Here is a 21,561-nt window from a genome sequence, read left to right as displayed (position 1 = left end):
GAAACACCATGACCGAGAAGAACCCGCAGTTCCCCGCCAGCTCCGTGCTCGGCTACCCGCGCATCGGCCCGCGCCGCGAGCTGAAGAAGGCCCTCGAGGCGTTCTGGGCCGGTCGCACGTCGGCCGACGAGGTCGAGGCGACCGCCGCCGACCTGCGCAAGCGCACCCGCACGCGCCTCGCCGAGCTCGGCCTGGCCACCGACGTGCCGGCCATCCCGAGCGCGTTCTCGTTCTACGACCACGTGCTCGACGCGACCGCCGTGGTCGGTGCCGTGCCGGCCCGCTTCGCGGACGTCGTGGGCGCCGACGGTGCGCTCGACCTCGCCGGGTACTCCACCGTGGCTCGCGGCCGCGGCGACGACCTGCCGCTCGAGATGACCAAGTGGTTCGACACCAACTACCACTACCTCGTCCCGGAGATCGGCCCGGAGACCACCTTCCGCTACGCCAGCGACCGCCCGGTGCGGGAGTTCAAGGAAGCCCTCGCGGACGGCGTCCTCACGCGTCCGGTCATCGTCGGCCCCGTCACGTACCTCGCCCTGGCCAAGGCCACGGAGGACGCGCCGGAGGGCTTCGCGCCCATCGACCGCCTCGCGGACCTGCTGCCCGTCTACGCCGAGCTGCTCACGGACCTGGCCGCCGCCGGTGCCACCTGGGTCCAGCTGGAGGAGCCCGCGCTGGTCTCCGACTCGGTCGGCGTGCCGGCCGAGCAGCTGCTCGCCTCCGTGATCGAGGCGTACCGCGCCCTGGCCACCGAGCTGGCCCGCCCGGCGCGTCCGGCCATCCTCGTCGCCGCGCCCTACGGCGACCTCGGCGCGGCGTTCCCGGTGCTCGCCGCCACGGACGTCGAGGCCATCGGCATCGACCTGGTCCGCGGCCACGCGCCCGCCGAGTCGGTCCCCGGCCTGGAGACCAAGACGCTGGTCGCCGGCGTCATCGACGGCCACAACATCTGGCGTGCGGACCTCGACGCCAAGCTGGCGATCCTCGAGCAGCTCGAGGGCCTCGGCGCCGCCGCGGTCACCGTCGGCACGTCGACGTCACTGTTCCACGTCCCGCACACGACCACCGACGAGCCGAACCTCGACGCCACGCTGAAGAGCTGGCTCGCGTTCGCCGACGAGAAGGTCGTCGAGGTCGTCACGCTGGCCGAGGGTCTGACCGAGGGCCGCGAGGCGATCCACGAGCAGCTGCTCGCCGCCACCGACGCGGTGAACTCCCGCCGCACGGCGCCCGGCGTCGTCAACCCGGAGGTCCGCGACCGCGTCGCCGCCCTCGACGAGAGCGCCTTCAACCGCGGCCCGTTCGACGAGCGCAAGGTCGCCCAGGCGGCCCGCCTCAACCTCCCGCCGCTCCCGACGACCTCCATCGGCTCGTTCCCCCAGACCACCGAGATCCGCACCGCCCGCGCGGCGTTCGGCAAGGGTGAGCTGACGGAGGCGCAGTACGACGAGGAGATGAAGGCGGAGATCCGTCGCGTCGTCGACCTGCAGGAGAAGATCGGCTTCGACGTGCTGGTGCACGGCGAGCCCGAGCGCAACGACATGGTCCAGTACTTCGCGGAGAACCTCGACGGGTTCGCCGTGACGCAGAACGGGTGGGTCCAGTCGTACGGCTCGCGCTGCACGCGTCCCTCGATCCTGTGGGGCGACGTGTCGCGGCCGAAGCCGATCACGGTCGAGTGGTCGTCGTACACGCAGTCGCTCACGGAGAAGCCCGTCAAGGGCATGCTCACCGGCCCGGTGACCATCCTCGCGTGGTCGTTCGTCCGCGACGACCAGCCGCTCGGTGACACCGCCAACCAGGTCGGCCTCGCCCTGCGCGACGAGATCGCCGACCTCGAGGCCGCCGGCATCGCCGTCATCCAGGTGGACGAGCCCGCCCTGCGCGAGCTCCTCCCGCTGCGCATCGAGGACCACGCCGGGTACCTCGACTGGTCGGTGCGCTCGTTCCGCCTGTCGACCGCCGGGGTCCGCCCCGACACGCAGATTCACACGCACCTGTGCTACTCGGAGTTCGGCGAGATCATCGGCGCGATCGACGGCCTGGACGCCGACGTGACGTCCATCGAGGCGGCCCGCTCGAAGATGGAGATCCTCGGCGACATCTCGGCGGCCGGCTACCCGCGCGGGATCGGCCCGGGCGTCTACGACATCCACTCGCCGCGCGTCCCCAGCGAGGCCGAGGTCGAGGAGCTGCTCACCGAGGCGGTCAAGGCCATCGCGGTCGACCAGCTCTGGGTCAACCCGGACTGCGGCCTGAAGACCCGCCGCTACGAGGAGGTCGCCCCGTCGCTGGAGCACATCCTCGCCGCGACGCGGACGGTTCGCGCCACCCTCTGACTCACACCCACGACAGCCCCGGACGCCAGCAGGTGTCCGGGGCTGTCGTGCGCCTAGGGTCGGTCGGGTGACGATCTTCGACACCGTCCCCCTCGACCTGCTCCGACGACGGACCAGCGAGAAGTGGCGCCACTACCCGCCGGACGTGCTGCCGCTGTTCGTCGCGGAGATGGACGTGCCGCAGCCCGAGGTGGTGGTCCGCACGGTCACCGACGCGATGCGCCTCGGCGACACCGGGTACCCGTCGGGCACCGCGTACGCCGAGGCGATGGCGGCGTTCGCGGCCGACCGGTGGGACTGGACGGTCGAGGTCGCCGCCACCCGGCTGGTCCCGGACGTGATGCTGGGCGCCGTCGAGGTCCTGCGGCTGGTCACCGGCCCGGGCGACGCGGTCGTGATCAGCCCGCCGGTGTACCCGCCGTTCGCCGCGTTCGTCGCACATGCCGACCGCCGGCTGCTGACCGCCCCGCTCGGTCCTGACGGCCGGCTCGACCTCGAGTCGCTCGACCGGGCGTTCGGCGAGGCCACCGCGACCGGACGCCGGGCCGCGTACCTGCTCTGCCACCCCCACAACCCCACCGGCACTCTGCACACGTCGGCCGAGCTGCGGACGGTCGGAGAGCTGGCCGCCCGGCACGGCGTGCGGGTGGTCGCCGACGAGATCCACGCACCCCTCGTGCTCGCTCCCGGCAGCCGGTTCGTGCCCACGACGACGCAGATCCCCGACGCGATCGCCCTGCACTCCGCGTCCAAGGCGTTCAACCTCGCCGGCCTGCGTGCCGCTGTCGCCGTGCCCGGACCGGAGGCGGTCGACGACCTCGCCCGCCTCCCCGCTGTGGTCGCGGACGGGGTCACGCACCTCGGTGCCCTCGCCCAGCGGACCGCCTACGCCGAGGGCGGCGCCTGGCTGGACGAGGTGCTCGACGGGCTCCGGCACAACCAGCGCCTGGTCGCGGACCTGCTCGGCGAGCACCTGCCCGCCGCGGTGTGGTCACCACCGGAGGCGACGTACTTCGCGTGGATCGACCTGCGCGCGCTCGACGCCGTCCGGGAGGGAGCGGACCCGGCGCGGCTCGCCCTGCAGCGCGGCCGTCTCGCGGTCAACCCCGGTCCGACGTTCGGCGTCGAGGGGACCGGCTTCGTCCGCCTCAACCTGGCCGCCTCGACGGCGACCCTGACGGACGCTGTCGCCCGGCTCGCTCACGGCCTGGAGGGCGTCGCAACCGATTCGTGACCAAGACTCGTCGCCCGAGGGCTCATGTCCACCCCCGGAACGTGCCGATCCCTCCCTACGGAGCCCACGAAAAGGCCCACGCCTGTACAACGAAGTCATGGGAGATCGACGTGGTGAAGTGCGATGAGTGCAGCTCGGCGGTGCAGGTCTGCGAGCGCTGCGACGGTGCCGGCCGCAAGCGCTGGTCCGGGGAGTGCAGCTACTGCCGCGGGACCGGGCAGACGTGCATGAAGAACGGCAACCACCGCTGGTGACACAGCAGCGCCCCGCACCGGAGAGGGCAGGGGCTCGCCAGAGCAGGTCGGCGGGGCGCTCGAAGCAGCAGTTCAGCTGAGACGGACCGACAGGCTCGCGAGCCTGTCGACGATGCGGACGTCCGCATCCAACCAGGGCACGTCGTGCCACTGGCGCGGCGCGAGCCACCGCAGCTCGTCGTGCTCGACGAGCGGCTCCGGCGTGCCCTCCACGACCTCCGCCAGCCAGATGCGCATCACGTAGTCGTCGGACAGCCGCCACATCCCGTCGTCGGGACCGACCACCTCGTCACCGAGTCCGATGCGCACGCCGAGCTCCTCGCGGATCTCCCGGTGCAGGGCGTCCTCGGGGGACTCCTCGGCGTCGACCTTGCCGCCAGGGAACTCCCACCGGCCGGCGAGACGCGCCGGAACCGCCCGCCGAGCGGCGAGCAGCTCTCGTGGGTCGTCCAGGTCGTCGACGATGGCTGCAGCGACGACGAGTACGGGTGCGCTCATGCGGTGAGTCTGCCAGGCCCGCGTGCCGCGGACGTGGGGCTGAAGGGACGGCCCGTCTTCTTGAGCCGTCGGACCATGCTCAGCGGATACCGTGCTCGACGGCCCAGGCGACTGCCTCGGCCCGCGTCGAGGCACCGATCTTGCGGTACACGCTGCGGACCTGCGACTTCACGGTGTTCCTCGTCACGAAGAGCCGCGTCGCGATCTCCTCCAGGGTGACGTCCTCGGCGAGCTCCGCCAGCACGACCCGCTCGCGGCGCGTCAGTGCGTCGTTCGAGAGCCCGACGGTCCTGCTCGTCTCCAACATGCTCATGATGTCCTCCGGTGTGCTGCGAGATCCGGGGGGTCCGGGTCTCGCTCTGGGCTGCGTACCGGATGAGAGAGGGCTGGTGGTGAGCCATGACGCCACTTCCAGCAATCTCCTCATGCGCGGGTTCCCCCCCGCCATGCGCCCGATCGCGCTTGCCACCCACAATGAACGCCGATCGCCCCGACTGATACGCCGAACGCATGATCAGTTCCGGTTTTCACCCGGACGACTGACCAGGGCGCGTGGCGCGGTTCACATCGGGACAACGACGGTGACGCCGCTGAGGTTCAGCCGGGGTTCTGCGCTGTGTACTCAGCAGCGGTCAGCAGCGGACCGGTCGATGCCACGTCGACCTTCAGCAGCCAGCCCTGTCCGTACGGGTCGGAGTTGACCACCGAGGGGTCCTCGACGGCAGCCTGGTTGATCTCGACGACCGTGCCGGACACCGGGGAGTACAGCTCCGAGACCGACTTGGTCGACTCGATCTCGCCGACGACCGCGCCGGCGGTGATCTCCTCGCCAACGGCGGGGAGCTCGAGGTAGACGATGTCGCCGAGCGCGTCAGCCGCGATCCCGGTGATGCCGACGGTCGCGGGGGCGCCGTCATCCAGCCATTCGTGCTCGACCGTGTAGTGCAGGTGGGTGGGCAGCTCCGTCATGGGTGAGGCTCCTGTCGTCTTCTTCTAGGGCTTGGTCTACCGGTGTCGGCGGTAGAAGGGAAGAGCAACCACCCGCACGGGCTCGAAGCGTCCGCGCACGTCAACCGCCAGCTCGGTGCCCGGAGCACTGACCTCGGGCGTCACGTAGGCCATCGCGACCGGGTGGCCGAGGGTCGGCGAGGGTGCACCGGACGTCACGGTGCCCACCGTCGGTGCGTCTGTGGCGGTCGAGTGCTTCACCGGGTACCCGTGTCGCGCGGCCCGTCGGCCGAGGCCTTCGAGCCCGACGAGCACGCGGGCGGGCTCCGACTGGGCGCGTCCTTCGAGCGCGGCGCGGCCGACGAACGGGAGCGGGTTGCCCTCGTCGTCGACCTTGTCCAGCTTCACCACACGGCCGAGCCCGGCGTCGTGCGGGGTGGTCGAGCGGTCGAGCTCGTTGCCGTACAGCGGCATGCCGGCCTCGAGGCGGAGGCTGTCGCGCGCGGAGAGGCCGGCGGGCACCAGCCCGAACGGCTCGCCGGCCGCGAGGAACGCGCGCCACAGGGCGGGGGCGAGCCCGGCGTCGAGGAAGAACTCGAAGCCGTCCTCCCCGGTGTAGCCGGTCCGCGCGACGAAGACGGGGTTGCCCTGGAACGTCATCGGGATCGCCGCGTAGTACTTCAGCGTCTCGGCGTCGTGCCCCGCCTCGGCGAGCCCCTCGGTGGCGCGCAGGATCTCCAGCGCACGCGGGCCCTGCACGGCGATGAGGGCCGTCTGCGCGGAGCGGTCCTCGACGGTGACGTCGAACCCGGCGGTCCGGTCGGCGAACGCGGCCAGCACCGTGTCGTGGTTGGAGGCGTTGGCGACGACGAGGAACGTGTCGTCGGTGTCGCGGTACACGATCAGGTCGTCGACGACGCCGCCGTCCTCGGCGCAGATCATCGTGTAGCGCGCACCCAGGACCCGGAGGCCGGAGAGGTTGCCGACGAGCGCGAAGTCGAGGAACCGGCCGGCGTCCGGACCGGTCACCCCGATCTCCCCCATGTGCGACAGGTCGAACAGGCCCGCAGCCGTGCGGACGGCGTTGTGCTCGGCGATGTCGGAGGTGTAGCGCAGGGGCATCTGCCAGCCGGCGAAGGAGGTCAGGGCAGCCCCCAGCGCGACGTGCTCGGCGTGGAGCGGGGACTCGATGTCCGTCATGTGCTGTGTCCTCTACTCGGCGTAGGACTCGATGGGCGAGCAGGAGCAGACCAGGTTGCGGTCGCCGTGCGCCCCGTCGATCCGGCGGACCGGCGGCCAGTACTTGCCCTCGCGGAGCGCGGCCACGGGGAACGCGGCGAGCTCGCGCGGGTAGGCCTGCTCCCAGGTGTCGGTGCTGACCGACGCCGCGGTGTGCGGAGCGTTGCGCAGCGGGGAGTCGGCGACGGTCCAGCGGCCGGCCTCGACGGCGTCGATCTCGCCGCGGATGGCCACCAGCGCGTCGACGAACCGGTCCAGCTCGGCCAGGTCCTCGCTCTCCGTGGGCTCCACCATGAGCGTGCCGGCCACCGGGAAGGACAGCGTCGGCGCGTGGAAGCCGTAGTCCATGAGCCGCTTGGCGACGTCCTCCGCGGTCACCCCGGTCTCCTTGGTGATGTCCCGCAGGTCGAGGATGCACTCGTGCGCGACCAGGCCGTTCGGGCCCGTGTAGAGCACCGGGTAGTGGCCGGACAGGCGCGTGGCCAGGTAGTTCGCCGCGAGGACGGCGGTCTCCGTGGCGGTCTTCAGGCCGTCGGGACCCATGAGCGCGACGTAGGCCCAGGAGATCGGGAGGATGCCCGCCGAACCCCAGGGGGCGGCGCTGACCGGGGCCACCGCGTTCGTCGCGGTCGACGCCGGTGTCGGGTCGCCCGGCAGGAAGGGAGCCAGGTGCGCCGCGACCGCGACCGGTCCGACACCCGGACCGCCGCCGCCGTGCGGGATGCAGAACGTCTTGTGCAGGTTGAGGTGGCTGACGTCGCCCCCGAGCTCGCCCGGACGGGCCAGGCCGACGAGCGCGTTGAGGTTGGCGCCGTCGATGTACACCTGACCCCCGGCCTCGTGGACGAGCTCGCAGACGGTGCGCACGCCCTCCTCGTAGACGCCGTGCGTCGACGGGTAGGTGATCATGATCGCCGCGACCTCGGGGCCGTGCTTCTCCAGCTTGGCGCGCAGGTCGTCGAGGTCGATCGAGCCGTCGGAGGCCGTCGCGACCACCACGACCCGCATGCCCGCGAGCGCCGCCGATGCCGCGTTGGTGCCGTGCGCGGACGCGGGGATGAGGCAGACGTCGCGCTTGTCGCCGCGCGACGCGTGGTAGCCGTGGATGGCGAGCAGCCCGGCCAGCTCACCCTGCGACCCCGCGTTCGGCTGCACCGACACCGCGGCGTACCCGGTGATCTCCGCCAGCCAGTCCTGCAGCTCCGTGACCAGCTCCGCGTAGCCGAGAGTCTGGTCCGTGGGGGCGTACGGGTGGATGGTGGCGAACTCCGGCCAGGAGATCGGCTCCATCTCGGCCGTGGCGTTGAGCTTCATGGTGCACGAGCCCAGGGGGATCATCGTGCGGTCGAGGGCCAGGTCCTTGTCCGACAGGCGCCGCAGGTAGCGCAGCATCGCCGTCTCGGAGCGGTGCAGGTGGAACACCGGGTGCTGCAGGTAGGCGCTGGTCCGACGCAGGCCGGCCGGCAGCGCGTCGGAGCCGTCGGTGCCGGAGAAGCCGAACGCGTAGGTCCCGTCCTCAGCCTCCAGCGTGGTCGTGCCGGCGGCGGCGAACGCGAGGACGATCCGGAGCACGTGGTCGTCGGTCGTGCGCTCGTCGGCAGCGATCTGCACGTGGTCGTCGTCCGGCGCCCACAGGTTCACGCCGGCAGCGGCCGCCTGCGCGACGACCTCACGGGCCTTGCCGGGAACGACGGTGCGCACGGTGTCGAAGAACGTGTCGTGCTCGACCGTCACGCCGACACCTGTCAGCAGCTCGGCCAGGCCCGCCGCGCGCGCGTGCACGCGCTCACCGATCGCCCGCAGGCCGTCAGGCCCGTGGTAGACCGCGTACATCGACGCGACGATCGCGAGCAGCGCCTGCGCGGTGCAGATGTTGCTCGTCGCCTTCTCGCGGCGGATGTGCTGCTCCCGCGTCTGCAGCGCGAGGCGGTAGGCCCGGGCACCGTCGGCGTCGATGGACACGCCCACCAACCGACCGGGCAGCATCCGCTCGAGCCCGGTGCGTACCGCCATGAACGCCGCGTGCGGGCCGCCGCCGAACAGCGGGACGCCGAAGCGCTGGGCGGAGCCGACCGAGACGTCGGCACCGAGCTCGCCGGGGGAGGTGAGCAGAGTCAGAGCCAGGAGGTCGGCGGCGACCGTGACCAGCCCGCCGCGCTCCTTGGTCTGCGCGACGACGACGCTCAGGTCGCGGACACGGCCCGACGCACCGACCTGCTGCACGACGGTTCCGATGAGGTCGCCCTCGATCTCGGGCAGCCCGTCGGTGAGGTCCGCGACGATGACCGGCAGGCCGATGGCCTCCGCGCGGCCGAGTGTGACGGCAAGCGACTGGCCGAACAGGTCGGCGTCGAGCACGACCGTGCCGGCCTTGCCGCGGGCCGCGCGCCACATGAGCGCGACCGCCTCGGCGACCGCGGTGGCCTCGTCCAGCAGCGACGCGTTGGCCACGTCCAGCCCCGTGAGGTCCGTGACCATCGTCTGGAAGTTGAGCAGCGCCTCGAGCCGACCCTGCGCGATCTCCGGCTGGTACGGCGTGTACGCGGTGTACCAGGCGGGCGACTCGAGAACGTTGCGACGGATGACGGCGGGCGTGATCGTGTCCGAGTAGCCCTGGCCGATCATCTGAGTCATGACCCGGTTGCGTCCCGCGATCGTGCGCAGCGCGGCCAGCACCTCCTCCTCGGAGCGCGCGGCGGGCAGGTCCAGCGGCCGGTCCGTGCGGATGCTCGCGGGGACGGCGGCGTCGACCAGGTCGTCCAGGGAGTGGTACCCGACGACCGACAGCATGTGCGCGGTCTCCCCGCCGCGGGGGCCGATGTGGCGGTCCGCGAAGACCTCCGCAGCCGGCGTGTGCTCGACGCTGGTGAACGGCACGGCGTCGGACGACGTGTCCAGGTGGATGGCGGGGACACCGCTCACGACGGCATCGTGCAACTGGCTCAGATCGGTGGTCACGGGCTGCTCCGCTGGGTCGTCCGGACGTGCCGGGACGGTGGGTGGGCTCCCCGCTCTGTCATTACGCGGTTGGGTACGCGCGACCTGAGAGTTTTGCCGGTCCGCCTGTCGGGGCGCGCCGGCTTGCACCGTCGGTGGGACCTCGTCCTCGGAGGAGTCAGTCCGCTTTCCAGAGTTGCCTCGCCGTGGCGGTACAGGGGCCTGAGAGATTCCCGGGGGGGTTGCTCCTTCGGCGTCCCGCACGTGCGCGGGAGCTCTCCCGCCGCGGTTCGAGCAGCGTGTGAAGTTGTGAGGTCAGCGTACCCGGTGCCGGCTAGCTGGACTCCTCGTCCGCAAGCGGCAGGGGGTGGGAACCGCGGTGCCGTCGTCGAAGCAGAGCACCCGCGAGCACCAGTGCAGCTCCGATCGCCAGGGCGGTGGCGATTCCGCGAGGTCGGAAGATCACGGAGTCCGACACGAGGATCGGGCCTCCGCCGACCTGGTCGGAGTCGGGATCGGGGCTCGTGTCCGCCACCGCGAGGTGCGATGCGAGCGCCCTCCCGTACGTCACGACGGAGACGTGCGACCCGTCCAGCCCGCGAAGCTGGTTGTTCTTCAGCGTGAACCACGCATCGTCCTCGCCGACGTGGACCAGGGGATCAGCAGGGGCGGAAGCGAGTCGCTCCCCGAGCTGCGGGTCCCACTCGATGGCGGCGATCTCCGGGTCTGGCTGACCTGGCGGGTACCACACCAACGCGGTCCCCACGCTGTCCCCAAGACTGTCGAGGACCGGGGCGATCCACGTGCCATCAGGTTCGATGATGTCTCCGCGGGTGTCGCCCCGCGTGTAGGCGTGGGTGAACTGGTGGACGGTCCGCGGCGGGCCGAACGAGACCTCGCCGTCACTCGGCGAGGCCGTCCGCGACGCGCCGTCCTTCGTGTCGAGCACGGCGGGGTCGGACGTCATCCCAGCGAACGCCGCCGCCGCTCCGTCCTCGAAGTACGCCGTCACCTCGTCGGGTGGCCGTGTGTCGTCGCTCGACCACGCCACCGTCGCAGTGAGCGGCGCGACCGCGAGAGCAAGGAGCGTCGAGAGCAGGATCCGCTTCATCGTGCCGTCACCCCCTTTTCGTGGCGCGTGGGACGGGCGTCACCCCGGTCGGACCGTAGCGGCCCCGGGCACACGCCGAGCCGGTTGTGCGACCTGTCCACCGAACGGTGGAGTGAGCCTTCGGCCGTCCGGGTCGGGATGGCTCCCTGAGTCCGACGGGCGGCTGGCCTTGTACGCGGGATCGCGTCGGGTCGGGAGTGTTCGCGAGGTGCACCGCTTTTCCGCGGCCTGTCGCCCGTGCGTACATTGGCCGGGTGCAGACGACCCCACCTCTCCTGGCTGCGGTCGTCGTCGTGTCCGACCGGTCCGCGTCCGGCGAGCGCGAGGACCGTTCGGGTCCCGCGGCCGTCGAGAGGCTGGCGGCGGCGGGCTTCACCGTGGCCGACGTGGTGGTCGTGCCGGACGGGTCGCAGTCGGTGGAGTCGGCGCTGCGAGCGGCTCTTGGTGCGGGTGCCCGGTTCGTCGTCACCTCCGGCGGGACCGGCGTCGGCCCGCGCGACCAGACGCCCGAGGGGACGCTCCCGGTGATCGACCGGCATCTGCCCGGGATCGCCGAGCTGCTCCGGCGCGAGGGCGCGACGACCGTCCCGACGGCTGTCCTCTCGCGTGGGCTCGCGGGCGTGACCCAGGACGGTGCGCTCGTCGTCAACCTGCCGGGCTCGCCGGGCGGCGTGCGCGATGGTCTCGACGTGCTGCTGCCGCTCGTCGGTCACGTGCTCGACCAGGTGGCGGGAGGGGATCACCGATGATCGCGCGCGTCGTCGAACAGCCCCTCGACCTGCAGTTTCACGTGGAACATGTGAGTGACCCGCGGGCCGGGGCGGTGGCGACGTTCGTCGGGCTGGTCCGCGACCACGACCCGTCGGTCGTGGGCCGGGTGGTCGGGCTCGACTACACGGCGCACCCGACCGCGCAGGACGTCCTGGAACGCCTCGCCTCGGCCGCCGCAGAGCAGGAGGACGTCATCGGCGTCGCCGTCAGCCACCGCATCGGGCACCTGGCCGTCGGGGAGGCCGCGATCGTCGCCGCGGTGTCCACCGCGCACCGGGCCGAGGCGTTCGACGTGTGCCGTGCGCTCGTCGAGACGGTCAAGGCCGAGCTGCCGGTGTGGAAGCGTGAGGTCCTCGAGGACGGTTCGCACGTATGGGTGGGTCTGTGATGACTGAGCAGCTGGTCGACCGGTTCGGGCGCGTGCACCGCGACCTGCGGATCTCGCTGACGGACCGGTGCTCGCTGCGCTGCACGTACTGCATGCCTGCGGAGGGCGTGCCGTGGCTCGCGCGGTCGACCATGCTCAGCACCGAGGAGATCGTGCACGTCGCGCGCGTGGGCGTCTCGCTGGGCATCACCGAGATCCGGCTCACCGGCGGCGAGCCCCTGCTGCGCGTCGACATCGTGGACGTCGTCCGTCGGCTCACCGCGCTCACCGGCCCCGCGGGGAGCCCCGAGGTGTCCCTGACGACCAATGCGCTGCGACTGCCCGGGCTGGCCTCCGACCTCAAGGACGCCGGGCTGTCCCGCGTGAACATCAGCCTGGACACCCTCGACCGCGCGAAGTTCCTGGAGCTGACCCGTCGCGACAAGCTGGTCGAGACGCTCGCCGGGATCGCCGCCGCCGACGCCGCCGGGCTGCACCCCGTGAAGATCAACGCCGTGGCCATGCGCGGGGTCAACGACGACGAGGTGGTCGCCCTGACGCGGTTCGCCGTCGAGCGTGGCTACCAGATGCGGTTCATCGAGCAGATGCCGCTCGACGCCGGCCACACGTGGGACCGCCAGCAGATGGTGACGCAGGCGGAGATCCTCGAGCGCCTCACCGCCGAGTTCACCCTGACGGAGGTGCCCGGCCGCGGTGCCGCACCCGCCGAGCTCTGGACCGTCGACGGCGGCCCCGCGACCGTCGGCGTCATCGCCTCGGTCACCCAGCCGTTCTGCGGCGCCTGCGACCGGCTGCGCCTCACGGCCGACGGCCAGCTGCGCGCGTGCCTGTTCTCCCAGACCGAGACCAACGTGCGGGACCTGCTGCGCGGCTCGACCGACGCGACCGACGCCGCGGCGCTGGGCATCGGGCCCGGACAGGCCGTGCGGATCGGCACGACGGCGCCCGCCCGGCCCGCACCCACCGCGGTCGATGTCGACACCGCCCTGGCGGACGCGTACCGCCGGTGCCTGGCGGGCAAGAAGGCCGGGCACGACATCGACGACCCGAGCTTCCTGCAGCCCGACCGCCCGATGAGCGCGATCGGCGGCTGACCACGCCCGCCCTCGCGCCCGCGGGAGCACGGCCGAGCCGCCGCCCGCTTGAGTGAAGACTTCGTCCTGCCCAGCGCGACGAACTCTTCACGACCGTCGCTGGGCGTGTGCGGCTGGGCCCGAGCCTGTCAGCCGCCGGCGAACGGGGGCAGGACGTCCAGGGTCGTCCCTGCCGGCACCGGGTCGTCGCCGTCGACACGCGTGCCGTCGGCCAGCAGCGAGCAGCGGCCGAGCACCCGGTCCAGGCCCGCGCCGTGGGCCGCGACCATCGCGGTGCGGACCTGCGCGGCCGAGCCCGCGGGGAGCTGCTCGGTGTCGACCCCGGCGGCCTCCGCGGCGGCGGCGAAGTAGCGGACGGTGATCACAGCTCGGCGCTCCGTGCGGCGGGGTGGCGGACGAGGATCACTCGCCGGCCGGCCACGCGGCGGCGCGCGACTCGATCCACGCGAGGACGTCGGACGGGTTGGAGGTCGCTGCGGCGAGCCCGGCGACGAACATCGTCACCGGGACCGCCGGGCGGGCGACCTGGTGGGCGACGTCGGAGGACACCTGGAGCAGCCGCTCGATGTCGACGAGCTCCCGCTCGACGCCGAGCGCCGTCGTGAGCTGGTCGATCCAGTCCGGCAGGTCTGCGCCCGGGGCGCGGCGAGGGTCGTCGGTCATGGGTCGATCCTGTCACTGAGCGTGGCGTCCAGGCGCTCGACGTCGGCCCAGGTGTCGGCGTCGGCGGTCGCGCCCTCGTCGTCGGCGACGTCCACCAGCCGCAGACCGCCGACGAGGGCGTGCATCGCCGCGCCGCGCACCGCCGGGAGTGCGTCCAGTGCCAGACGCAGAGCGGTGCGCCGGTACGCGGCGACGAGGTGCTGCGGTCGGCCGTCGGCACCGATCATCCGGGCGCCGTCCGAACCGGTCACCTCCGCCGCCGCGAGCAGGGCGGGGAGGACGCGTCCAGCGCCGGGGACGTCGCACGCGAGGACCACCACGATGTCGGGACCGTCGGCGGGGAGCGCGTCGAGCCCGGCCGCCAGACCGGCAACGGGTCCGCCGTCCGGTGGGTCTTCGAGCACCGTCGCGATCCCGGGGCGCGCCACCTGCGGGGGGCCGACGACGACCACGTGCGCCGCGCCGGCCACGGCCGCGAGCGCGTGGTCGAGCAGGGCGACCCCGCCGACCTCGACGTCGGGCTTGCTCGCTCCGCCCAGCCGACGAGCACGCCCGCCGGCGAGCACGATCGCGTCGAAGTCCGGACGAGCCACGACGCCACCGCGCACCGGCCCCGCCGTCTCGCTAGCGGGCGCGCGTCCGGCCGTGTCGCCGCCCGGCTCCGTCACGCGTCGCGCCGCCAGTCGCCGGAGCGGCCGCCGGACTTCGCCTCCAGCTGCACGTCGGCGATGCGGACGGACTTGTCGAGGCCCTTGACCATGTCGACGACGGCGAGCGCGGCGACCGAGACGGCGGTGAGGGCCTCCATCTCGACGCCGGTGCGGTCGGCGGTCCGGACGGTGGCCGTGATGGTCACGCCGTCGTCGGTGAGGTCGAGGTCGACGACGACCCCGTGCACGCCGATGACGTGCGCGAGCGGCAGGAGCTCGGGGGTGCGCTTGGCGGCGGCGATCCCGGCGATGCGGGCGACCGCCAGGACGTCGCCCTTCGGCACATCCCCGGAGCGAAGGGCGGCAACCACGGACGGTCCGCACTCGACTCGCCCGCTGGCGGTGGCGGCGCGGACGGTCGGCTGCTTGGCGGTCACGTCGACCATGCGGGCGTGCCCGGCGGAGTCGAGGTGCGTGAACTGCTCGCTCATGGGCTCACTCTCAGGACGGTGATGCGGTCGCCGGCGGCGACCTGCGCGATCTCGGCGGGGATGACGGCGAGCCCTTCGGCCAGGGCGAGTCGGGCGACGAGGTGGGAACCGGAGCCGCGTGCGGTGGCGCGGGCCACGCGGTCGGGGCCGACCCAGCGCACGGGCATGAGCTGCGCGCGACCGGGCGGTGTCGTCCAGCTCTCGTCGGCGACCGCCAGGACGGTCGGGCGTTCGACGTCGCGAAGCCCCCGCATCCGCAGCAGGGCCGGGCGGACGAACATCTCGAACGACGCGAACGAGCTCACCGGGTTGCCCGGGAGCGTGTAGATCGGGGTGCCACCGGGGAGCCGGCCGAGGCCCTGCGGCTTGCCGGGCTGGACCGCGACGGGGAGGAACTCGACGTCCGGCTGGTCGAGGAGCGCCGCCTTGACCACGTCGTAGGCGCCGACGCTGACGCCTCCGGAGGTGACGATCGCGTCGACGTCGAGGCCCAGGAGCAGGTCGCGCAGCGCGTCGACGTCGTCGGGCACCGGGCCGATCCGCACAGCCACTCCGCCGGCCTCGCGGACGGCCGCCGCGAGCAGCCAGGAGTTGGAGTCGGGGATCTGGCCACGGCGCAGCGGCGAGCCCGGCGGGACGAGCTCGTCGCCGGTGGAGACGACGGCGACGCGCGGTCGGCGGTGGACCCGGACGGTCGCACGGCCGAGCGAGGCGACCGCAGCGATGGCGGCGGGACCGAGCAGCGTGCCCGCGGCGACGACGACGTCACCGGGGACGGCGTCCTCGCCCGCGCGGCGGATGTGCGTGCCCGCCACCGGAGCGTCCCGGACCAGCACCGTCACTGTCCCCGCGTCGGTCAGCTCGACGGGGACGATCGTGTCCGCACCCGCGGGGACCGGCGCTCCGGTCATGATCCGCGCGGCCGACCCGGCGACCACGACGGGCTCGTCGGCGGACCCGGCCGGCAGGTCCGCGACCACCCGCAGAGACACCGGCAGCGCCGAGACGTCGGCGCTGCGGACCGCGTACCCGTCCATCGCCGAGTTGTCCCAGCGCGGCAGGGCCTCGTCGGTCCGCAGGTCGTCCGCGAGGACGAGCCCGTCGGCGTCCTGGAGCGACACCTCGACCGCGGGGAGCGGGGCGGCCAGCGCGAGGGCGGCCGCGCGGTGATCGGTCAGGGAGCGCACGGTCAGCGCACGTCCATCCAGGCCAGGATCCCGCCGTCGACGTTCGACGCGTCGAAGCCGGCCCCGCGCAGGATCTTCGCGGCGGTCAGCGAGCGGGCGCCCACCTGGCAGTGCACGACGATCTCCTGGTCGCGCGGCAGGTCGGCCAGCGCGGTGCCGTCGAACACCGACCCGAGCGGCACGAGGACCGCACCCGGGATGGACGCCTGGGCGTACTCGGCGGGCTCGCGCACGTCGATCAGCAGGAAGTCGTCGGTGCCGGCCTCGCGGGCGGCGAGCCGACGGACCAGCTCGGTGGCGGTGACGACGGGGACGTCGGACATGGGCAGGACCTCCGGGATCGGGTTTCGTGTGGGGCGACCGACGAGGGGGACCTCGGTCCACCGGCCGCGCAGGGCGTCGACGACGAGCACGCGGCCGAGCAGCGGCTCGCCCGTGCCGGTGAGGAGCTTGACCACCTCGGTGGCCATGACGGAGCCGATCTGCCCGCAGAGCGCGCCGAGCACACCCGCCTCCGCGCAGGACGGGACCTCGTCGTCGCGCGGTGGGGTCGGGAACAGGTCGCGCAGCTGGACCCCGGCCCGGCCCCAGAACACCGTGGTCTGCGCGTCGAACCGCAGCACCGACCCCCAGACCTCCGGCAGGCCGAGGCGCACGCACGCGTCGTTGACCAGGTAGCGGGTGGGAAAGTTGTCCGTGCCGTCGACGACGACGTCGTACCCAGCGAGGATCTCGTCGACGTTCTCGCTGGTCAGCCGCGTGGGATGAACCACCACGCGGATGTCCGGGTCCAGCGCCGCGACCGTGTCGCGCGCGCTGTCGACCTTCGCGCGACCCACGTCCGCGGTCCCGTGGATCACCTGACGCTGCAGGTTGCTGACGTCGACCACGTCGTCGTCGACGATCCCGATCGTCCCGACGCCGGCCGCTGCGAGGTACTGGAGGACCGGAGCACCGAGACCGCCCGCCCCGACGACGAGCACCCGCGCGTTGCGCAGCCGGCGCTGACCGTCGACCCCGATCTCCGCGAGCAGCAGGTGCCGCGACCCGCGCTCGACCTGCGCAGGGGTCAGAGGCGGTCCGGGCGGGACCAGGGCAGGCAGCGGCACGCGACCAACCTACGTCCCGACGGGCGACGCGACGTCCACCGCTGAACCCGGCACGAGTGACGTCACGGGGTCGGGTCCAGCGTCCGCTGCCACGCGACGATCCGGTCCACCGCGGCGCGGACCACGTCGACGGACGACGCGAACGAGAGCCGCACCCAGTGGTGCCCGTCGACGGGGTCGAAGTCGGTGCCCGGCGTCAGTGCCACGCCGGCCTCGTCGAGCAGCCGCGCGCACCACGTGATCGAGTCGAGGCCGCTGGCGGAGATGTCGCCGTACAGGTAGAACGCGCCGTCGGCGGGGGCGATCCGCGACCAGCCGAGCTCGGGCAGGCGTGCGAGCAGGTGCTCCCGGGCGGCGGCGTACCGCTCGACGTTCTGCCGGGCGGACGCGTACCCCTCGGGGCTGAGCGCGGCGACCCCCGCGTGCTGGGCGAGCGCCGGCGGGCACAGGGCCACGTTCCCGGCGAGGGCGTCGACGACCGTCACCAGGTCGTCGGGGAGGATCAGCCAGCCGAGCCGCCAGCCCGTCATCGCCCAGTACTTGGAGAACGAGTTGACGACGACGGCGCCGCTGTCGAGGTACTGGGCGGCCGTGGCGGTCTGCTCGGAGCCGTACGTGATGCCGTGGTAGATCTCGTCGCTGACCAGCCGGACGCCGTGGGTGCCGCACCAGGCCGCGAGCGCGGCGAGCTCGTCGGGGTCGATCATCGTGCCGGTCGGGTTGGCCGGGCTGGCGACCACCAGCCCGTCGACCGGTGGGTCGAGCGCGGCGAGCTGGGCGACGGTCGGCTGGTATCGGGTCTCGGGGCCGCACGGGATGACCACGACCTCGCAGCCGAGCGCGGCCAGGATGTTCGCGTACGCGGGGTAGCCGGGGACCGCGAGCGCCACCCGGTCGCCCACGTCGAACGCCGCGAGGAACGCGAGGACGAAGCCGCCGGAGGACCCGGTGGTGACGGCGACCCGTCGGGGATCCACCGTGACGTCGTACCGGTCGCGGTAGTGCTGCGCGATCGCGGACCGCAGGGCGGGGACGCCGAGGGCCTCGGTGTAGCCGAGACCGCCACCGCTCGTGAGCAGGTCGATCGCCCGCTGCCGCACGACGTCCGACGCCCCGGTCGACGGCTCGCCCGCGCAGAGGTTGAGCACGTCCTCGCCCGCGGCCCTGCGCGCGTTGGCGGCGGCCAGGATCTCCATCACGGCGAACGGTGGGACGTGGGCGCGGCGGGCAACCTTCATGGGGACATCGTGACGCACGGGCCCGGCGTCGGTGCCGGGCCCGTGCGGTGGTCAGCTGTTGTCGACGACCGCGGCTCCCGCCGCGTCCGACTTGATGCGGTCGATGGCGGCCTGCGCGGACGCCTTCGCCGAGTAGCCCTCGCTGGCTGCGAGGACGTTCCCGTTGGTGGCGACGATCCGGAACCGGAACTCGCCACCCTTGTCCTTGTACAGCTCGAACTTCACGCCAGCCTCCGAGGGTGTCGTCCACGGTCGCCGTCGGCGTGTGTCGACGGTCCGGCCAGTGTGCCGCGTCACGCGCCGGACCGCGCGGTCTAGCCTTCGACCTGTGATCGTCGACTGCGCCCTCTACTCCGACGGCCGTCGCCGTCACCGGCTGGACGACCTGCGCGTCGCTGTGCGCGAGGCCGAGAAGGAGGACGGGTTCGTCTGGATCGGCCTGGTCGAGCCGACGGCCGACGAGTTCGACGCCATCGCCGAGGGCTTCGAGCTGCCCCAGCTCGCCATCGAGGACGCGATCCGCGCCCACCAGCGGCCCAAGCTCGAGCGGTACAGCGGCGTGACGTTCGCGGTGGTCAAGCCCGTGCACTACGTGGACCACGTCGAGGTGGTGGAGGTCAGCGAGCTGGCCATCTTCCTGGGCGAGCGGTTCGTGATCGTCGTCCGGCACGGGGACACGACGATCCCTGCGCAGGTGCGGGCCGCGCTGGAGGCGGACCCCGAGATGCTGCTGCACGGTCCGCCCGCGGTGCTGCACGGGATCCTGGACCGGTCCGTCGACCAGTACCTCGACGTGACGGCCGCGATCGACGAGGACCTCGACGAGATCGAGGACCAAGTGTTCGGCGACGACCCGGGCCACGACCACGCCGAGCGCATCTACAAGCTCAAGCGCGAGGTGCAGCAGTTCCGTCGCGCCGTGGTGCCGCTGGTGGGTCCGCTGACCCGGCTCGCCGAGGAGGAGGTGCCGTGCATCCCCGCGTACGCCCGCCCCTACTTCCGCGACGTCCAGGACCACGCGCTGCGGGCCGCGGAGCTCATCGAGGCGGCCGACGCGCTGCTCACCAACGTCCTGCAGGCCGACCTCGCGCAGGTGACCGTCGAGCAGAATCGCGTGACCGTCCAGCAGAACTCCGACATGCGCAAGATCTCGGCGTGGGCGGCGATCGCGCTGGTCCCCACCGCAATCGCCGGTCTGTACGGCATGAACTTCGACTACCTGCCGGCCATGCACTCGCCGGTCGGCTTCTGGATCGTGCTGGCGGGCATCGGGGCGATCTGCGTCGTCCTCCACCGAGCGTTCCGCCGGAACTCCTGGCTCTAGGCGGGCAGGGCCTTCTCGATGACCTCGACGATCTCCGGCGCGTCGGGCTCGGTCGTCGGGCGGAACCGGTGCACCGAACCGTCGGGCGTGACGACGAACTTCTCGAAGTTCCACATGACCCGACCAGCCTTGCCCGACGCGTCCGGCGCCTTGGTGAGCTCGGCGTAGAGCGGGTGCTGGGACCGGCCGTTGACCTTGGTCTTCGCGAACATCGGGAACGTCACGCCCCACGTCGCCGAGCAGTACTCCGCGATGGCGTCCTCGGAGCCGAGCTCCTGCAGGAACTGGTTGCTGGGGAAGCCGAGGACGGTGAACCCGTGGTCGCCGTAGGTCCTCTGGAGCTGCTCGAGCTTCTCGTACTGCGGCGCCAGGCCGCAGCGTGAGGCGACATTGACCACGAGCTTGACCTGGTCCGCGTACGCGCCGAACGTCGTGGTGTCGCCGCGCAGGGTGGTCAGGGGGATCTCGTCGAGGCTCATGCCTCGGTCAACTGTTCGTGACGGGCCGCGCATTCCCCAGAACGTTGCGCACATGGTCGACGATGCCGTCGGCGGCCGCCTCGATCTGCGTCAGGCAGGCCTCGAAGTCCCGCGGGCCGCCGTACCAGGGGTCGGCGAYGTCCAGGTTGCCGACCGCCTGCGGGTCGAAGGACCGGTACAGCACCGGGTCCATCCCGCGCAGGGCGCGGGCGTGGGCGCTCGTCATCGCCAGCACCAGGTCACGCCGGTCGTCGGCCTCGACCTGGCGTGCCCGGTGGCCGTCGCCGGCCGGGTAGCCGTGGGCGACCAGGACGGCGCGGGCGCGACGGTCCACCGGGTTGCCGTGCTCCTCGTCGCTGATGCCCGTGGAGTCGACGACCACCTGGTCGGCCAGGCCCGCGGCCGCGAACCGCTCGCGGAGCACGATCTCGGCCATCGGGGAGCGGCAGATGTTGCCGGTGCAGACGACCATGACGGAGTAGGGGTTCGACACCCAGCCATGATCGCCTGCCCGGTCACCTCCGCGACGTGACGTCCGCCACGACGGGAAACATCACGCGGCGCCGCCTGGTTGTCGGCAGGTATGCGAGCAATCACCTACTCCCGCTACGGCGGCACCGACGTCCTCGAGCTCACCGAGCAGCCGACCCCCAAGGTTGGCCCCGACAGTGTCCTCGTCCGCGTGCGCGCCGCCGCGGTCAACCCGGTCGACTGGAAGGTCCGCGCCGGGTACCTCGACGCGATCATGGACGTGACCTTCCCTGCGGTGCCGGGCTGGGACGTGGCCGGTGTCGTCGAGCGCGTCGGCCTGGACACCCCCGAGCTCCAGGTGGGCGACGAGGTGTACGGGTACGTCCGCCGCGACTGGGTGCAGGGCGGCACGTTCGCCGAGTACGTCGCGGCGCCCGTCCGGACGATCGCGCGCAAGCCGTCGACGCTGTCCTTCGAGGAGGCAGCCGCGGTCCCGCTGGCCGGGCTGACGGCCTACCAGACCATCCTGCGCGCCGGTGTGCGCGACGGGCAGACCGTCCTCGTGCACGCCGCGACCGGCGGCGTCGGCGCGTTCGCCGTGCAGATCGCCCGGTCGCTGGGCGCGCGCGTCATCGGCACCGCGTCGGCACGCAACCACGAGTACCTGCGCGGCCTCGGGGCGGAGCCCGTGGAGTACGGCGACGGGTTGGTCGACCAGGTGCGCGCACTCGCACCGGACGGCATCGACGTCATCCTCGACTACGGCGGTGACGACCTCGTCGAGACGTCGAAGGCGCTCCTCGCCGACGGCGGCACGGTCGCGTCCATCGTCGACGCCGCGGCGCGCGACGAGCTCGGCGGCCACTACGTCTGGGTCCGCCCCGACACGGCCGACCTCGACGCCCTCACCGCCCTGCTCGACGCCGGCACGGTGAAGGTCGACGTAGCCGAGGTGTTCGACCTGGCCGACGCAGCGGCAGCCCACGAGGCGAGCCAGACCGGCCACGTCCGCGGCAAGGTCGTCGTCCGCGTCGCCTGACCTGCTCGACCCGCAACGTCCGCACTCGATGGGGCACTTCCCCGCTCGACTGCGGACGTTGCGTGCTCGACCTGCGCGACGTCCGCACTCCATC

24 protein-coding genes and 1 riboswitch are annotated in these 21,561 nt (G+C 72.6%); of the genes, 8 read left to right on the top strand and 16 right to left on the bottom strand.

What is annotated here, in order from left to right:
- The first annotated feature begins 8 nt into the window (after nt 1–8).
- The 3 genes from metE (at nt 9) to ASD16_RS21715 (ending at nt 3,830) form a co-directional block, all read left to right on the top strand.
- Nucleotides 9–2,342 (top strand): 5-methyltetrahydropteroyltriglutamate--homocysteine S-methyltransferase, encoded by a 2,334-nt coding sequence (gene metE, locus ASD16_RS09570; RefSeq protein WP_055916226.1) that lies wholly within the window; start codon nt 9–11, stop codon nt 2,340–2,342.
- A gap of 67 nt (nt 2,343–2,409) precedes the next feature.
- Entirely contained in the window at nt 2,410–3,576 is a 1,167-nt protein-coding gene (locus tag ASD16_RS09565; protein ID WP_055916224.1) for a MalY/PatB family protein, read from the top strand.
- Nucleotides 3,577–3,686: 110 nt separating this feature from the next.
- Nucleotides 3,687–3,830 carry a hypothetical protein gene (locus ASD16_RS21715; protein ID WP_157453877.1) on the top strand — a complete coding sequence of 48 codons (144 nt, stop codon included), beginning with the start codon at nt 3,687–3,689 and terminating at the stop codon, nt 3,828–3,830.
- Nucleotides 3,831–3,902: 72 nt separating this feature from the next.
- Here ASD16_RS21715 and ASD16_RS09560 read toward each other — a convergent pair whose 3' ends face one another.
- The 6 genes from ASD16_RS09560 to ASD16_RS09535 all read right to left on the bottom strand — a co-directional run bounded on the left by ASD16_RS09560 (nt 3,903) and on the right by ASD16_RS09535 (nt 10,563).
- A complete protein-coding gene (locus tag ASD16_RS09560) occupies nt 3,903–4,328 on the bottom strand; it encodes a (deoxy)nucleoside triphosphate pyrophosphohydrolase (RefSeq protein WP_055916222.1) in 426 nt (141 codons plus the stop codon).
- Nucleotides 4,329–4,407: 79 nt separating this feature from the next.
- Nucleotides 4,408–4,641, bottom strand: coding sequence for a helix-turn-helix transcriptional regulator (locus ASD16_RS09555; protein ID WP_055916219.1), 234 nt, complete (start codon nt 4,639–4,641; stop codon nt 4,408–4,410).
- Between the two features lie 284 nt (nt 4,642–4,925).
- Nucleotides 4,926–5,297 carry a glycine cleavage system protein GcvH gene (gcvH, locus tag ASD16_RS09550; RefSeq protein ID WP_055916217.1) on the bottom strand — a complete coding sequence of 124 codons (372 nt, stop codon included), beginning with the start codon at nt 5,295–5,297 and terminating at the stop codon, nt 4,926–4,928.
- A gap of 36 nt (nt 5,298–5,333) precedes the next feature.
- The gene (gene gcvT / locus ASD16_RS09545; protein WP_055916215.1) at nt 5,334–6,476 is read right to left on the bottom strand and encodes a glycine cleavage system aminomethyltransferase GcvT; all 1,143 of its coding nucleotides are present in this window, start codon (nt 6,474–6,476) and stop codon (nt 5,334–5,336) included.
- 12 nt (nt 6,477–6,488) lie between these two features.
- Nucleotides 6,489–9,413 (bottom strand): aminomethyl-transferring glycine dehydrogenase, encoded by a 2,925-nt coding sequence (gene gcvP, locus ASD16_RS09540; protein ID WP_200942948.1) that lies wholly within the window; start codon nt 9,411–9,413, stop codon nt 6,489–6,491.
- Between the two features lie 239 nt (nt 9,414–9,652).
- A riboswitch (glycine riboswitch) is annotated at nt 9,653–9,745 on the bottom strand.
- Between the two features lie 41 nt (nt 9,746–9,786).
- Complete coding sequence (locus ASD16_RS09535) at nt 9,787–10,563, bottom strand: hypothetical protein (RefSeq protein ID WP_055916213.1); 777 nt, start codon at nt 10,561–10,563, stop codon at nt 9,787–9,789.
- Between the two features lie 254 nt (nt 10,564–10,817).
- On the opposite strand from ASD16_RS09535, the gene ASD16_RS09530 reads away from it, so the two are divergent.
- Genes ASD16_RS09530 through moaA form a run of 3 tightly spaced genes read left to right on the top strand, consistent with a single transcriptional unit; the run spans nt 10,818 to nt 12,816 of the window.
- Nucleotides 10,818–11,312: a molybdenum cofactor biosynthesis protein B gene (locus tag ASD16_RS09530; protein ID WP_055916210.1), complete on the top strand. Its 495-nt coding sequence runs from the start codon at nt 10,818–10,820 to the stop codon at nt 11,310–11,312.
- Nucleotides 11,309–11,722: a molybdenum cofactor biosynthesis protein MoaE gene (locus ASD16_RS09525; RefSeq protein WP_055916208.1), complete on the top strand. Its 414-nt coding sequence runs from the start codon at nt 11,309–11,311 to the stop codon at nt 11,720–11,722. Before ASD16_RS09530 ends, ASD16_RS09525 begins: the two co-directional genes overlap by 4 nt.
- Entirely contained in the window at nt 11,722–12,816 is a 1,095-nt protein-coding gene (gene moaA, locus ASD16_RS09520) for a GTP 3',8-cyclase MoaA (RefSeq protein WP_200942928.1), read from the top strand. Before ASD16_RS09525 ends, moaA begins: the two co-directional genes overlap by 1 nt.
- 128 nt (nt 12,817–12,944) lie before the next feature.
- Here the strand turns inward: moaA and ASD16_RS09515 are convergent, their stop codons facing one another.
- The 8 genes from ASD16_RS09515 to ASD16_RS21390 form a co-directional block, all read right to left on the bottom strand.
- Complete coding sequence (locus ASD16_RS09515; protein ID WP_055916204.1) at nt 12,945–13,181, bottom strand: MoaD/ThiS family protein; 237 nt, start codon at nt 13,179–13,181, stop codon at nt 12,945–12,947.
- A 37-nt stretch (nt 13,182–13,218) separates the two neighbouring features.
- A complete protein-coding gene (locus tag ASD16_RS09510; RefSeq protein ID WP_055916202.1) occupies nt 13,219–13,479 on the bottom strand; it encodes a DUF6457 domain-containing protein in 261 nt (86 codons plus the stop codon).
- A complete protein-coding gene (locus ASD16_RS09505) occupies nt 13,476–14,072 on the bottom strand; it encodes a molybdenum cofactor guanylyltransferase (RefSeq protein WP_235523227.1) in 597 nt (198 codons plus the stop codon). The genes ASD16_RS09510 and ASD16_RS09505 overlap by 4 nt, the downstream gene beginning before the upstream one ends.
- 71 nt (nt 14,073–14,143) lie before the next feature.
- Nucleotides 14,144–14,620: a cyclic pyranopterin monophosphate synthase MoaC gene (gene moaC, locus ASD16_RS09500; protein WP_055916200.1), complete on the bottom strand. Its 477-nt coding sequence runs from the start codon at nt 14,618–14,620 to the stop codon at nt 14,144–14,146.
- Nucleotides 14,617–15,807 (bottom strand): gephyrin-like molybdotransferase Glp, encoded by a 1,191-nt coding sequence (gene glp, locus ASD16_RS09495; RefSeq protein WP_055916198.1) that lies wholly within the window; start codon nt 15,805–15,807, stop codon nt 14,617–14,619. Before glp ends, moaC begins: the two co-directional genes overlap by 4 nt.
- 2 nt (nt 15,808–15,809) lie before the next feature.
- Entirely contained in the window at nt 15,810–16,916 is a 1,107-nt protein-coding gene (gene moeB, locus ASD16_RS09490) for a molybdopterin-synthase adenylyltransferase MoeB (protein WP_055916196.1), read from the bottom strand.
- A 62-nt stretch (nt 16,917–16,978) separates the two neighbouring features.
- Nucleotides 16,979–18,154 carry a pyridoxal phosphate-dependent aminotransferase gene (locus tag ASD16_RS09485; RefSeq protein WP_055916194.1) on the bottom strand — a complete coding sequence of 392 codons (1,176 nt, stop codon included), beginning with the start codon at nt 18,152–18,154 and terminating at the stop codon, nt 16,979–16,981.
- 51 nt (nt 18,155–18,205) lie between these two features.
- Nucleotides 18,206–18,379 (bottom strand): DUF1508 domain-containing protein, encoded by a 174-nt coding sequence (locus ASD16_RS21390; RefSeq protein WP_082570743.1) that lies wholly within the window; start codon nt 18,377–18,379, stop codon nt 18,206–18,208.
- Nucleotides 18,380–18,482: 103 nt separating this feature from the next.
- Between ASD16_RS21390 and ASD16_RS09480 the strand changes: the two genes are divergently transcribed.
- Nucleotides 18,483–19,478: a magnesium and cobalt transport protein CorA gene (locus tag ASD16_RS09480; protein WP_055916192.1), complete on the top strand. Its 996-nt coding sequence runs from the start codon at nt 18,483–18,485 to the stop codon at nt 19,476–19,478.
- Here ASD16_RS09480 and ASD16_RS09475 read toward each other — a convergent pair.
- Both ASD16_RS09475 and ASD16_RS09470 read right to left on the bottom strand, forming a co-directional pair.
- Nucleotides 19,475–19,957, bottom strand: a complete 483-nt coding sequence (locus ASD16_RS09475; protein WP_055916190.1) for a glutathione peroxidase — start codon at nt 19,955–19,957, stop codon at nt 19,475–19,477. The two genes, ASD16_RS09480 and ASD16_RS09475, sit on opposite strands and share 4 nt — an antisense overlap.
- A gap of 7 nt (nt 19,958–19,964) precedes the next feature.
- Nucleotides 19,965–20,429: a low molecular weight protein-tyrosine-phosphatase gene (locus ASD16_RS09470; RefSeq protein ID WP_055918192.1), complete on the bottom strand. Its 465-nt coding sequence runs from the start codon at nt 20,427–20,429 to the stop codon at nt 19,965–19,967.
- A 111-nt stretch (nt 20,430–20,540) separates the two neighbouring features.
- On the opposite strand from ASD16_RS09470, the gene ASD16_RS09465 reads away from it, so the two are divergent.
- Nucleotides 20,541–21,467 carry an NADP-dependent oxidoreductase gene (locus ASD16_RS09465; protein WP_055916188.1) on the top strand — a complete coding sequence of 309 codons (927 nt, stop codon included), beginning with the start codon at nt 20,541–20,543 and terminating at the stop codon, nt 21,465–21,467.
- Nucleotides 21,468–21,561: the final 94 nt, after the last annotated feature.

The sequence above is a fragment of the Cellulomonas sp. Root485 genome (genome assembly GCF_001426705.1).
Lineage (GTDB): Bacteria > Actinomycetota > Actinomycetes > Actinomycetales > Cellulomonadaceae > Cellulomonas.
Note: the sequence above shows the minus strand (reverse complement) of the source record. Positions and strands in the feature narration are given on the sequence as shown.